Here is a 12,095-nt window from a genome sequence, read left to right as displayed (position 1 = left end):
GATATCGCACCCGGCCCGCGCGACATCGTCATCCGCAAGCAGAAGCCCTCCGGCTTCGCTGGAACGCCCTTGGTCTCCTACCTGCAGCTTCTGGGCTGCGACAGCGTGATCGTCACCGGCACCACCACCTCCGGCTGCGTCCGGGCCACCGTGCTGGATGCCTTCTCGCTGAACTACCGCGTGACGGTGGTCGAGGATGGGTGCTTTGACCGCGCCCAGGCCAACCACGCAATCAATTTGTGCGACATGCACGCCAAATACGCCAATGTGATGCCGTCCGGCGAGGTGATCGAACACCTCAACGGCCTCAGCCAGGGCATGTATGACCTGCCGTCCGGCGCCGGCATGGAACGTGTAGCCGCAGCCGAGTGACATTGACGCCCCCGTGCTGGACTGCAGCGCGGGGGCACTATGTTGGATTCCCTGCAACGTCATCTCGCTGGCAGCGGCGGCATGAAGCTGCGAGTGATCGCGCGGCTACAACGGCCAGAAGAACAGAATTGAGGGGACACCAACGGCAATGATGATTGCCTCAAGCGGCAGGCCCATCCGCCAATAGTCCCCGAAGCGGTACCCGCCCGGCCCCATGATGATGGTGTTGTTCTTGTGCCCGATCGGGGTCAGGAACGCACATGAGGCCGCCACGGCCACCGCCATCAGGAAGGGGTCGGGTGAGACCTCCAGGGCCTGGGCGATGGACAGGCCGACAGGAGCGGCAATCAGGGCCGTAGCGACATTGTTGAGAAAGTCGGAGAGGGTCATGGTGACCATCATCAGCAATGTCAGGATGGCCCAGACCGGCAAGGTGCCCGTGAGCGAGACTATTCCGTTGGCAATCAGCTCCGTGCCGCCTGAAGTTTCGAGTGCCAGCCCGAGCGGGATCAGCGATGCCAGCAGGACAATGATCGGCCACTCCACCGATTCATAGACCTCGCGTGGGCCAATGATGTTGAACAGCGCATAGATGCTGACGACGATGGCCAGGGCAACGGCTAGTGAGAACAGGCCCATCACCGACCCGGCGACAGCGGCCGCAAATACAGCAATGGCGAACAGCGCTTTGCTGCGTTGGATGACAGAATGGCTCCGCTCCGCGATCGGCAGCACCCCCAGCCAATCGATCGCGTCGTTCACGCGATTTTCCGGCCCCAGCAGCAACACGACGTCTCCGGGCTGAATGGGCAGTTTCCGAACGCGCTGGCGGAACCGGCGCCCCTGACGGGCAACGCCCAGCAGCGCCACGCCACGACGGTTTCTCAGGCCCAGGCCAAGAGCGGTGCGGCCGACCATCCGTGCATTGTCGGGAACAATCGCTTCAATCAAGGTAAGAGACTTGCCCCTCAGCCCGACATGCTCTTCGGTGCCCAGCGTCTCCAGGTTTGCCGCCCCGATGAAGGCTTCGATGGACTTTGGATCACCCTCAAGGATCAGCATGTCGGCAGCGCGCAGCTCGGTGCTGGCCGAAAAGCCTGGAAGACGGCGGCCGTTCCGCACGATCCCCAATAGCGTGATGTCGTGCTCCTCGGCCAGGGGCAGGAGGTCGTCCGGCGTCTTGCCGAGGCTCTTGGACTCCTCTCCCACCACCGCTTCGGCCACAAACAATCCCTTGTCCTGCTCATGGCCTGCAACTGCGGCCCTGCCTTCTGGCAGCAGGCGCCAGCCGACCAGGGTGACAAAGGCGATGCCCACCAGGGCGCAGGTCAGGCCGACGGGTGTGTAGTCGAACATTGAATAGGGCGTGCCCAGTGTGCGCTCACGGAACTGCGAGACGACAATATTGGGCGGCGTCCCGATCAGGGTAATCATCCCGCCAAGAATTGTGGCGAAGGACAGGGGCATCAGAGAGCGAGAAACGGAGCGCTTGGCCTTGTTGGCGGCTTCGATGTCGAGCGACATGAGCATGACCAGAGCCGCCACATTGTTGATGATCGCGGACAAGGCCGCCCCGACGATCGACATGATGCCAATATGGCTGGACAGCGCCCGATCGGATGAAATGACCAGCCGCGCGATCAGCTCGACGGCACCGGCATTGGCGAGCGCCCGCGATACGATCAGCACCAGTGCGATGATGACGACAGCCTCCTGCCCAAAGCCGGCGAATGCCTGGGCCGGCGGCACGACGCCCGCGACCACAGCAATAAGCAGGGCCGCGAAGGCGACGAGATCATAGCGTACCCGGCCCCAGACCAGGAACACGAACACCAGGCCCATGAGAACGAAGAGAAAGATCTGGTCATAGGTCACGTGTGTCGAATTGCTCCGTCCGTTTGGTCGCAAATCTTTCAGGGATTGCCAATGCTATACTGTCCGGGCGCTGGGGCAAGGGGACGGGCTCACGACCGGGAACGCATTGAGCGGCAAGTATTGGGGTTTCGCCCGCGCTCAAGACATCTCGACAAAGGCTCGCAGCAGGTCCGAACGGCTGAGCAGCCCCACCAGGCGGCCGTCTTCGACCACCGGGAAGCGCCGATAGGGCGTGGCCAGAAAGCGCTCCGCGGCCGAGACAATGTCGAGCCCGGCATCCAGGGTTTCGGGCGATCGGGTCATATATTGGTCCACGGTGCCGCCCCATTCCTTGTAGTAGGCCGCGTTCAGGGCTGCCTTGAAGCAGTCCTTCTTGGTGAGCATGCCGACAAGCTCGTCGGTCTCCTCAACCACTGGTGCACCCGATACGCCACGATCGAGCAACAGTGTGACAGCGTGAAGGATTTCCATGCCGGGCGGCACGGTCAGCAGGTCGGTGACAATGAAATCGGCAATGGTGCGTCGCTCACTCATGGGCGTTCTCCCCGCTATGCCGGTGCGGACAGGCCTCGCAGTCAAGCTTGCCGATGCAGGAGAGGCCCCCACAGGACCCCTTGATCGGCGCCCGGCCTGCCATGACCCCTAGCGCCATGGCGGATACAGCGAGCCCGAAGATCACAAACGCAGACAGAAACACAGCCATCGGCGCCTCCTAGATTTCAACCACGTCGGCGAAGTTGCCGATAAAGACCGATTTCAGCCCGTCGCTGCCGCGCACCAGAAACAAAGCATCAAGACTCAGCTGCTCGGCCAGTGCCACGCCCGCTTCCAGGCCAGCTGCTGCAAGCGCCGTCGCCCAGCCATCGGCCAGGGCCGGATCGGGCCCGAGCACAGACACCGATGCCAGTGTCGCATCTGCCGCTCGCCCGGTGGCGGGATTGACGATGTGGCCATAGGCTTTCCCGCCAAGCGCATAGCCTTGCAGGCTGTTGCCGGAGGTGGCAACAGTCCGGCTATCCAGTCGAAGGACATGGGCAACTCCAATGCCGCCCGGCATTTCCACGCCCACCTGCCAGCCGCGCCCTTCGGGGTGGTGGCCATGGGCGATGATTTCGCCACCAAGATCGAGCAGATAGTCAGTGACGCCCAACTGCGCCAGCGTTGCCGCCATGCGACCCAGAGCCTCGCCTTTTGCGATTCCGCACAGGTCCAGTGTCAGCCCCCCACGATGCTTTCGCGTCGCGCCCGGCTGGGCGGCCAGCTCCTCGAAGGACCCCGCCACCCCTCTGATCGGACCGAAGCCCTGCCGCGCCACGGCCGGTCCCACCGTCGGGTCGAAGACGCCGCCACAAGCCTGTGCCAGCGCCAGGCTTTGCGCGACAAGCGCGCTGAACGCGTCCGGCACCACCTGCCAGTCCGTGCCGTCATGGCGATTGAATTGCGACAACACGCTGTCTGCCCGGTAGGGAGAAAATAGCTGGTCGACCTCGGCGATGATGCGGGAGAAGCTCTTGGCGATCGCGTCCTGATCGACCGTGCCAGGTACACTCAGCCGCCAATATGAGCCAAAAGCCCCGCCGCCAAAGGTAGCAAGCGGATGCGCCAGCGCCGGCACCGCGCCAGCCACCAGGGATGCTGCGGAAAGGGCCATGAAACTGCGTCTTGTCAACATGATCATATCCCAAAATCGTCGTTGAAGATGGCGTGCGGCTCTACCCCGCAGCTGTCGAGCATCCCCAGCACGGCCTGGATCATCAGCGGGGGGCCACAGAGGTAGAATTCGCAGGCCTCGGGTGCCCGATGGTCCTTAAGATAGTCACGCAGCACAACCTCGTGGATGAAGCCAGTCGCACCGCGCCAGTCATCCTCGGGCTGTGGCTCGGATAGCGCCAGGGTCCATTGGAAATTGTCGTGCGCTTGTGCCAGCGCGTCGAATTCATCCGCGTAGAACACATCAATGCCGCTGCGCGCGCCATACCAGAACGTGATCTTCCGGTTAGTGCCAGCGGCGAGCTGCTCATGGATCATTGCCCGCAATGGAGCCATGCCGACGCCGCCGCCGATGAACACCATCTCGCGGTCTGTATCCTGTACGTGGAAGTCGCCGAACGGGCCGGACACGGCAACGCTGTCGCCCGGCTGCAAGCCAAACAGGTAGGAAGAAACGATGCCCGGCGGCACGCTTTCATCCGCACCGGCGGGAGGCACCGCAAGACGGATATTGAGAACGATCTGCCCCTTGTCCTCGGGGCGGCTGGCAATTGAATAGGCGCGATGCACCGGTTCCCGGCTGACCGATTTCAGCCGCCGCCATCCGAGCCGCTCCCAATGCGCTGCAAAACCGGGCTCGATCGGAATTGAACCGAAATCGAGCGCATAGGGCGGCGCCTCGATCTGGACATAGGATCCCGCCCGAAACGCGAACGCCACGGTCTCGGGTATGTCGAAAACCATTTCCCGGATCAGCGGCGCCAGCATGCGGGCAGAGCGCAACTGCGACATCCAGCTCTCGGCGGCGAGAATGTCGTCCGCAACCCCCACGGACATGGGACCGCGCACCATCACCTGGCAGGCCAGCCTCTGGCCCTGCTTGAGGTCGTCGCGCGACAGACGGGCGAGTTCGGTGGGCAGCGGCGCACCGGCGCCGTCGATCACCCTGACCCTGCATAGCCCGCAAGTCCCCGCCCCGGCGCAGGCCGACGGTACAGGAATTCCGGCGTTATTGAGGACGCTGAGGAGTTTTTCTCCAGTCCGTCCAATGATCTCGGTATTGCCATTTATGGTGATCGCTACCGGTCCCGATGGCGCAATGATCGATCTTACCCCGATCACCACGCCCGACAGGACCAGGATCAGCACAACGATCAGAACCGTGCCGAGCGCGATTTCGATCATAGCTGCACCCCCGCAAAGGCGGTGAAGCCCATCGACATCAGTCCGGTGACGATAAACGCCATGCCGAGCCCCCGCAGGCCGGCAGGAATATCGGCATAGTTCAGCCGCTCGCGGATCGCCGCCAGTCCCATGATGGCAAGCGCCCAGCCGATGCCCCCGCCAAGCCCGAAGACGACGCTTTCGGTGAGGTCATAGTCGCGCTGCGCCATGAACAGGCTCCCCCCGAGAATGGCGCAGTTGACGGTGATCAGCGGCAGAAAGATACCAAGCGCGCGGTAGAGCGCGGGCACGAAGCGATCGAGCACCATCTCCAGGATCTGCACCACCGCCGCGATCACCCCGATAAAGGCGATGAGACTGAGAAAGGTGAGATCGACACCGGCAAGTCCGAGCCAGTCCCAGGCATTGGGTGCGAGCAGACGCGAAAGGATCAGATAGTTGAGCGGTACCGTGATCGTCTGCACCACGATGACTGCAATGCCGAGCCCTACCGCAGTATCGAGCCGCTTGGACACCGCCAGGAAGGTGCAGACCCCCAGGAAGAAACTCAGGATCAGATTGTCGGCGAAGATGGAGCGAACGAAGAGATCGATCACGGCGATCTCCTGTTCGGTTCGATGGAAATCTCATAGTCGGCCGGCTCGACCTGGGCGGGGCGCACCGACCGGATCGCCCAGATCAGCAGCCCAAGCAGGAAGAAGGCGCTGGGCGCCAGCAGCATGAGATTGAGCGGGGTGAACCAGCCGCCGTCATGGACGCTGGGAAACACCGTTTGCCCGAACAGTGTCCCGGCACCGAACAGTTCACGTACAAAACCGATGATCAGCAGCACAAGCCCGTAGCCAAGCCCGTTGCCGAGCGCATCGAGGGCGGAAAGTCCCACTGGATTGCGCATGGCAAAGGCCTCGGCGCGTCCGAGCACCAGGCAATTGGTGACAATCAGCCCGACAAAGATCGACAGGCGCTGGCTGATGTCGAAGGCAAAGGCCTGGATCATCAGGTCGGCGACGATCACCAGCGAAGCAATGATGGTGATCTGCAGGATGAGGCGGATCGAGGAGGGTATGTGGTGCCGGATCGCGCTGATGATCATGCTCGAGGCAACAAGCACCGCGATGAGTGCCAGCGACATCACCAGCGCAGTCGTCATTGAGGTCGTAACCGCCAGCGCCGAGCAGATGCCCAGGATCTGCAGGGTGACCGGATTGTTGTCGACCAGGGGGGCGTAAAGATGCTGCAGCCGCTTCATTGCAATCCCGTCCCTTGCCGCAGATTGGTCAGCACATCATCGAAGCCGTACTCGCCGAGCCAGAAATGGATGGCGGCGGTGATGGCGTTGCCAGTGCGGGTCGCCCCGGTGATGCCATCGACCTCGAAGGCGCTGGTTGCCCGGCCCCTGACAACCGAAAGCTTGATTTCGCCATCTTCCCCGGCGAGTTCCTTGCCCGGCCACAAAGCCTGCCATGCAGGCTCCTCGATGCGTGCGCCCAGGCCCGGGGTCTCTCCCTGTTCGATGATCGAGAGCCCGGCGACGGTGTTTAGATCACCTTCGAGCGCCAGATGCGCCCGAATGGTCGATTGGTAGCCAACCGCCGAGATCGGCAGGATCACCAGACGCAATTCACCGTCCTGGCGCAGGATGTGGATGGGGGCCAGGTTGGCCCGGCGCCCGAGGCCGGCAATGTCCGCCTCGCTGGGGATCACCGAGGATGTTTCCGGGTCTTCTGCCGCCGCTGCGATATCAAAGGTGGCCGGGTCGATATCGGTCGCCTCACCGGTCTCAAGGTCGACGACGATAGTTTCCAGGCTGTCCGCGCCATATTGGGCAACAATGTCGGCGAGGCCCGGCATGCTCTCGAGCATCGCGGTCAGCCGGGCTTCTCGCTCGGCCGTGAGATTGGCGTCGCGAAGCGGCGCCAGCAGCACCGCAGCGCTCGAAACCAGCAGCGCGCAAATGCCTGACACAATGAACGCCATGGCGATAGTCTTTGTCCGGCTCTCATTGGGCAGGGCCAAAAGCTTTGCCCACCAATTCAGGGGATTGAGATCAGCCATGGCCGCCCCTCCATTTTCGCGTTGCCACCGCAATTGCGGCTGCGTCGAGCAGTGGCGCAAAGAGCGAGGCCAGCAGGGCGGCGAACACCACGGCCTGCGGCGCCCCTATGCCTGCATCCGCCCAGCCGAAGATCGCAACCAGTGCCCCGGCCAGTGCGCCATAGGCCAAGCGCCCCATTCTGGTGGACGCCGAGGTGACCGGGTCGCCGATCAGGAAGACCAGACCGAGCACAAGGCTGCCCTCGAGAAACGGCGCTGCCGGGTCTTGGCCGAGTGCGAGTGTTGCGAGCACCAAACCTACGGGCGCAGCCACAGCAATCCGCCATGAAAGCACGCCGGTCACCAGCAACAGAAGGGCGGCCAAGCCTGCGGCAACCGCAACCAGCGGACTGGTGCCGCTGTGCAGTACCTCGGGGAAGGCGAAGTAGAGAAAGGCCAGGGTCACGACGCCGGCATTGACGACATTGCGCCCCCAGCCGCCGAAAATCTGTTCGCCGATCACGGTGCCGAAACTTGCTGCCAGAACGATCTGCCACATCTCGGTGGCGCCTGATGCCAGGATGGCAACAGCAATGGCAGTGACCAGCGCGATGGGCGACAGCGGCTGGGCCCGTGTGAACAGGAACACGCCCTGCCAGAAGCCGATCACTGCAAGCGCGACGCCGAAACGCTGCATGGTGGCAAGTCCAAGATCAAGGCTTGCGGCCACCGCTGCCGGAAGCATTGCCGCGACAATGATCCAGGAAACCGTATCCCTGTGCCAGATCCCACGCATCAAGCCGCCTCGAGCGTGTCGAGTACCGCCCGCAGCCAGGCCCCGAAATCGGTTTCTCCGCCCGTTGCATAGGTGGCGAGCGCCAGATCGTCTTCCCCCAATTGCAGGCAACCGAGCTGCGCCGCCCGCTCGGCATCGCCAATACTCAATGCGCGCAGCAGCGGGACTGCCGGCATGTCCGGTCCCAGGGTCCTGTCGACTGCCGCAGTCGGTATAAAGGCCGCTGGCGCCGAGGCGCGACTGAGCGCCGCGATGAACCAGTTGCGGTCACGCGGCTCTACTCGATCGATCGCGCTCGCCTGCAGGTGATAGCGCGAGAGATATTGCGCCTCGCGCCCGTCGAGTGCGGAGCCGGACAGGATGCGCTTGGGGCCCGGCGTCAGGTGGGGGCGAGAAAGGGCGTGCAGGTCAGCTCCCATGGGAACCCGCAACAGCCGCGGCTGTTGCATGCCGGGTCCGGCAAGGCTGATGTTGCGCGAAAAATCGGCCGTGCCATGCGCCAGCAAATGTCCAAGCGCTGCCGCATCCTGATAATTGATATGCCACACAGGCGCATTGAGCGTCGCGGGGTGCAGCCGTGCGATATGGGTGCCGGGAAGGCCCGCGGGGTGGAAGCCGGTGAACCGCACCACCGAGATACGGTCCTGCGTCTCCACCAGATCGGGCCCGTCATCCTGGCAAACATAGACCTGACCTTGTGTCAGCAGGCTGAGTGCATCCACGCCGCGGGCAAAATCGTCTTCCACCCCGCCCAGGGCCATCACCGGATCGGGTGCATGCGGGCGGGTATCTATCGCAGTGACAAACACGGCAACCGGCTTAGCATCGGGTGCCGGTATGCGATCGAACGGCCTTGTGCGCAAGGCTGGCCAAAGTCCCGCCTGCTGCATCAGCGCCCGCAGGCCCGCGGGGGTGTCCGCGGCCGCAAGATCAAAGCGCTCTGCATCCTCCCCCTCGGGTATGATGGTCAATAGGGACAGTCGCCGCTGGGGGCCGATTTCGATCCTTTCGATGTGTCCGGATGAGGGGGCCGTGATCGTGATCTCGGGCCGCTTCCGATCCCGAAACAACGGTGAACCGCAGGCGACGGTCTGCCCTTCTGTTACCAGCAGTTCGGTGCGCATGCCGGCATAGTCGGCGCCCGAAATCCCAATTTTGGGAACGCGCGTCGGGATAAACCCTCCTTCCGGCAATGCCCCTGCAACTGGCAGAGGAAGTCCGTGACGAATGTCGATCCTCATCCTCGCCCCATTCACGTTTGATCGGGAGGCTAGGGGAAGAGTTTGACCGTGGCATTGTCCGAGATCATTAATCCTTGGACCGTTCCGGATAAGCTGGGCCCAGCTTAGGCAGGAGGGAGGTTGCCATGCTCGTGTTGAACAGGATCGCTGCTGGGATCAGTCTGTTGCTGGCCATATGCGGACCGGCCTCTGCCCAGCAATCGCCGGCCACGCTGGAGATCATTGAACTCTGGCGGCTGTCGGGCCATGCCGATGCCGCATCTGCCTCTTTCACCCATTGGGAGGGAGAGGCCGAGGTGCCGGCCAATTGCGCCACCTGCCACTCCGGCGAGGGCTTTCGCAGTTCTTACGGCATAGACGGCTCAGCAAAAGGCGAGGTCTCGCATCCGATCGTTCCCGGCGGCGTCATCGACTGCGCGACGTGCCACGAGCCCGGTGTGTCCGAGATCGCAAGTGTTCGCTTTCCGTCCGGCCTGGAAATCGACCCGCCCGCCGGCTCGGCAACCTGCATGACCTGTCATCAGGGCCGCCAGTCCGGCATCAACGTGGCGTCGGCAATCCAGGAGGTGCCGGACCATGAGGTCAATCCTGAGTTGGGCTTCATCAATCCGCACTATGCCGTGGCTGCAGCGACCCTGTACGGCAGTGAGGTCAAGGGCGGCTACGAATATCCCGGGCGCACTTATTCGGGCCGCTTTGCCCATGTGCCGACATTCTCCACCTGCATAGATTGTCATGACCCGCACAGCACGCAGGTTCAGGTCGGGACCTGCACCGGCTGCCACCAGGTCGCCGATTTGACGGCCATTCGCACGTCAGCTGCCGACTTCGACGGCGACGGCAATGTCACGAGCGGCATTCATGCTGAGATCGCGGCGCTGCACGCAAAGCTCCATGACGCCATCTCCCACTACGCCGCCAATGTGGCCGGCACGCCGATCACTTACGCCGATCGCTTCCCCTACTACTTTGTCGGGAATGCCGAGCTGACGCCGGCCAATCGCTACGCCAGCTGGACGCCAGCCCTGCTGAGGGCAGCCTACAACTACCAGTTTATCGCCAAAGACCATGGCGCCTACGCCCACAATCCGCATTATGCCCTGCAGCTGCTGCACGACAGCATCGCGGATCTGGCCCAGGCCAGCGGCCTGAATATCGAGCTGGGTGAGCGACCTTAGAGCGGGCGCGTCGGACGTCTCATTGACCGTCCGGCGCCTCGATAAATAGCGCTCGATCGTGGTTGACGATCTCCGCGAGGAATTCGGAAACCAGCCCCACGCGGCGAATGGACCGAAGGTCTTCATGCAGCACGGTCCAATAGGAACGGGTCAGCACGTGTTGCGGCAGGAGGGGGACGAGATCGCGATCCCGGCGCGCCATGAAGGCGTGCAGGATGCCGATGCCCGCGCCCGCCCGAACAGCCTCAGTCTGCCCCATGGCCGACGATACCGCGATCCGCGACCGCCATTCGCTGCTGAATACGCCGGTGTAGTCCAGCGAAGCGGTATAGAGCAGGTCTTCGACATAGCCGACGAGGCGGTGGTGCCGCAGGTCGTCGAGGCTTTTTGGCGTGCCGTTTCTCTCCAGGTAGCCGCGCGAAGCATAGAGCCCCAGCGAATAGTCGGTCAGCTTGCGTGCCACCAATCGCCCTTCGCGGGGGCGCTCAAGCGTCACGGCAATATCGGCTTCGCGCCGCGACAGCGAAAAAGCCCGCGGTACAGGCACCAGTTCAATGCGCATCGCAGGATGGCGTTCGACCAGTTCATGCAGGCGCGGCGCCAGAAACGCCACGCCAAAGCCGTCCGGTGCCCCGATGCGGACCGTGCCCTCAATGCGGCTGTTCGCATCGGTTGATGCTGCCGCTGCCAGGCTGGCGCTTTCCATGGCTTCAGCATGGCTTAGGAACGCCTCTCCCTGCGCCGTCAGCTGGGTGCCGTTGGTGCGCCGCTGGAACAGCGTGCTCCCCAGCGCCTCTTCCAGCGCCGTCAGCCGTCTCGCCACCGTCGCGTGGTTGAGGCCGAGGGCGCGCGCGGCGCCCAGAATCTGGCCGTTGCGGGCCACGGCGAGAAAGATACGAACATCGTCCCAGTTCACTGTGCTCCACTTTCTGCACAACGGATGCGCGATTGCTCGCGTTGATGTGCGAAAAGTATAGTGACACTTTCCTCGCCGACCAAGGAGGAATTGCATGCGCACTATTGGACACTTCATCGACGGCGTCGAAACCACCGGCAGTTCGACCGAATTCCAGGATGTCTTCAACCCGGCGACCGGCGAAGTCCAGGCGCGCGTGGCCCTGGCATCGTCGGCAGATCTTGAGGCGGCCGTTGCGTCCGCCGCTGCCGCGCAGCCCAGATGGGCCGCGACCAATCCGCAGCGCCGAGCGCGCGTCTTTTTCAACTTCGTGGCGCTGATCAATCAGAACATGCAGGAACTGGCGGAACTGCTGAGCGCCGAGCACGGCAAGACCGTCGAGGATTCCAAGGGCGACATCCAACGTGGGCTGGAAGTGTCGGAATTCGTCGCTGGCGCGCCGCATCTGCTCAAGGGTGAGTTCACCGACGGGGCGGGTCCGGGGATCGACATGTATTCCATGCGCCAGCCGGTAGGCATTGGTGCCGGCATCACGCCGTTCAACTTTCCCGCCATGATCCCGCTCTGGATGTTGTCTCCGGCCATTGCCGCGGGCAATGCCTTCATCCTCAAGCCCTCCGAGCGCGATCCGTCCGTTCCGGTGCGTCTGGCCCAACTGGCTATCGAGGCCGGATTGCCCAAGGGCATCCTCAATGTTGTGCAGGGCGGAAAGCCCGTGGTGGATGGCCTTCTGGCCCACGAAAAGATCGAGGCCATCAGCTTTGTCGGCTCGACCCCCATCGCCCGCC

General features: G+C 63.2%; 14 protein-coding genes. 3 read left to right on the top strand and 11 right to left on the bottom strand.

The window, feature by feature from the left end; translation table 11 throughout:
* A partial coding sequence (locus QZ564_RS17830) for an isochorismatase family protein (RefSeq protein ID WP_297112992.1) occupies positions 1–372 on the top strand: 372 nt, incomplete at its 5' end.
* A gap of 105 nt (positions 373–477) precedes the next feature.
* Here the strand turns inward: QZ564_RS17830 and QZ564_RS17825 are convergent.
* The 10 genes from QZ564_RS17825 to QZ564_RS17780 all read right to left on the bottom strand — a co-directional run bounded on the left by QZ564_RS17825 (position 478) and on the right by QZ564_RS17780 (position 9,213).
* Entirely contained in the window at positions 478–2,247 is a 1,770-nt protein-coding gene (locus QZ564_RS17825; protein WP_297112989.1) for an SLC13 family permease, read from the bottom strand.
* A 138-nt stretch (positions 2,248–2,385) separates the two neighbouring features.
* Positions 2,386–2,781: a CBS domain-containing protein gene (locus QZ564_RS17820; RefSeq protein WP_297112986.1), complete on the bottom strand. Its 396-nt coding sequence runs from the start codon at positions 2,779–2,781 to the stop codon at positions 2,386–2,388.
* Complete coding sequence (nqrM, locus tag QZ564_RS17815; RefSeq protein WP_297112983.1) at positions 2,774–2,950, bottom strand: (Na+)-NQR maturation NqrM; 177 nt, start codon at positions 2,948–2,950, stop codon at positions 2,774–2,776. Before nqrM ends, QZ564_RS17820 begins: the two co-directional genes overlap by 8 nt.
* Before the next feature lie 9 nt (positions 2,951–2,959).
* Positions 2,960–3,919 carry an FAD:protein FMN transferase gene (locus QZ564_RS17810; protein ID WP_297112980.1) on the bottom strand — a complete coding sequence of 320 codons (960 nt, stop codon included), beginning with the start codon at positions 3,917–3,919 and terminating at the stop codon, positions 2,960–2,962.
* 2 nt (positions 3,920–3,921) lie between these two features.
* Positions 3,922–5,142, bottom strand: a complete 1,221-nt coding sequence (nqrF, locus tag QZ564_RS17805; protein ID WP_297112977.1) for an NADH:ubiquinone reductase (Na(+)-transporting) subunit F — start codon at positions 5,140–5,142, stop codon at positions 3,922–3,924.
* The gene (gene nqrE, locus QZ564_RS17800; protein WP_297112973.1) at positions 5,139–5,738 is read right to left on the bottom strand and encodes an NADH:ubiquinone reductase (Na(+)-transporting) subunit E; all 600 of its coding nucleotides are present in this window, start codon (positions 5,736–5,738) and stop codon (positions 5,139–5,141) included. The genes nqrF and nqrE overlap by 4 nt, the downstream gene beginning before the upstream one ends.
* The gene (locus QZ564_RS17795) at positions 5,735–6,391 is read right to left on the bottom strand and encodes an NADH:ubiquinone reductase (Na(+)-transporting) subunit D (protein ID WP_297112970.1); all 657 of its coding nucleotides are present in this window, start codon (positions 6,389–6,391) and stop codon (positions 5,735–5,737) included. The genes nqrE and QZ564_RS17795 overlap by 4 nt, the downstream gene beginning before the upstream one ends.
* The gene (gene nqrC / locus QZ564_RS17790; protein ID WP_297112966.1) at positions 6,388–7,197 is read right to left on the bottom strand and encodes an NADH:ubiquinone reductase (Na(+)-transporting) subunit C; all 810 of its coding nucleotides are present in this window, start codon (positions 7,195–7,197) and stop codon (positions 6,388–6,390) included. Before nqrC ends, QZ564_RS17795 begins: the two co-directional genes overlap by 4 nt.
* Positions 7,190–7,972, bottom strand: coding sequence for an RnfABCDGE type electron transport complex subunit D (locus tag QZ564_RS17785; protein WP_297112962.1), 783 nt, complete (start codon positions 7,970–7,972; stop codon positions 7,190–7,192). The genes nqrC and QZ564_RS17785 overlap by 8 nt, the downstream gene beginning before the upstream one ends.
* Positions 7,972–9,213 carry a Na(+)-translocating NADH-quinone reductase subunit A gene (locus QZ564_RS17780; RefSeq protein WP_297112959.1) on the bottom strand — a complete coding sequence of 414 codons (1,242 nt, stop codon included), beginning with the start codon at positions 9,211–9,213 and terminating at the stop codon, positions 7,972–7,974. Before QZ564_RS17780 ends, QZ564_RS17785 begins: the two co-directional genes overlap by 1 nt.
* Before the next feature lie 125 nt (positions 9,214–9,338).
* Here QZ564_RS17780 and QZ564_RS17775 point away from each other — a divergent pair, with 125 nt between their 5' ends.
* Entirely contained in the window at positions 9,339–10,391 is a 1,053-nt protein-coding gene (locus QZ564_RS17775) for a cytochrome c3 family protein (RefSeq protein WP_297112955.1), read from the top strand.
* A gap of 19 nt (positions 10,392–10,410) precedes the next feature.
* Here QZ564_RS17775 and QZ564_RS17770 read toward each other — a convergent pair whose 3' ends face one another.
* Entirely contained in the window at positions 10,411–11,307 is an 897-nt protein-coding gene (locus QZ564_RS17770) for a LysR family transcriptional regulator (protein ID WP_297112951.1), read from the bottom strand.
* A gap of 94 nt (positions 11,308–11,401) precedes the next feature.
* On the opposite strand from QZ564_RS17770, the gene QZ564_RS17765 reads away from it, so the two are divergent.
* A partial coding sequence (locus QZ564_RS17765) for an aldehyde dehydrogenase family protein (RefSeq protein WP_297112949.1) occupies positions 11,402–12,095 on the top strand: 694 nt, incomplete at its 3' end.

The sequence above is a fragment of the uncultured Devosia sp. genome, from assembly GCF_913055165.1.
Taxonomy (GTDB): Bacteria; Pseudomonadota; Alphaproteobacteria; order Rhizobiales; family Devosiaceae; genus Devosia.
This window is presented reverse-complemented; position numbering and strand designations above follow the sequence as displayed.

Bases quoted from the DNA above. Each gene is read 5' to 3' on its own strand.
- QZ564_RS17820 (WP_297112986.1), bottom strand. From the start codon at position 2,781: ATGAGTGAGCGACGCACCATTGCCGATTTCATTGTCACCGACCTGCTG.
- nqrM (WP_297112983.1), bottom strand. From the start codon at position 2,950: ATGGCTGTGTTTCTGTCTGCGTTTGTGATCTTCGGGCTCGCTGTATCC.
- QZ564_RS17810 (WP_297112980.1), bottom strand. From the start codon at position 3,919: ATGTTGACAAGACGCAGTTTCATGGCCCTTTCCGCAGCATCCCTGGTG.
- nqrF (WP_297112977.1), bottom strand. From the start codon at position 5,142: ATGATCGAAATCGCGCTCGGCACGGTTCTGATCGTTGTGCTGATCCTG.
- QZ564_RS17795 (WP_297112970.1), bottom strand. From the start codon at position 6,391: ATGAAGCGGCTGCAGCATCTTTACGCCCCCCTGGTCGACAACAATCCG.
- nqrC (WP_297112966.1), bottom strand. From the start codon at position 7,197: ATGGCTGATCTCAATCCCCTGAATTGGTGGGCAAAGCTTTTGGCCCTG.
- QZ564_RS17785 (WP_297112962.1), bottom strand. From the start codon at position 7,972: ATGCGTGGGATCTGGCACAGGGATACGGTTTCCTGGATCATTGTCGCG.
- QZ564_RS17780 (WP_297112959.1), bottom strand. From the start codon at position 9,213: ATGAGGATCGACATTCGTCACGGACTTCCTCTGCCAGTTGCAGGGGCA.
- QZ564_RS17775 (WP_297112955.1), top strand. From the start codon at position 9,339: ATGCTCGTGTTGAACAGGATCGCTGCTGGGATCAGTCTGTTGCTGGCC.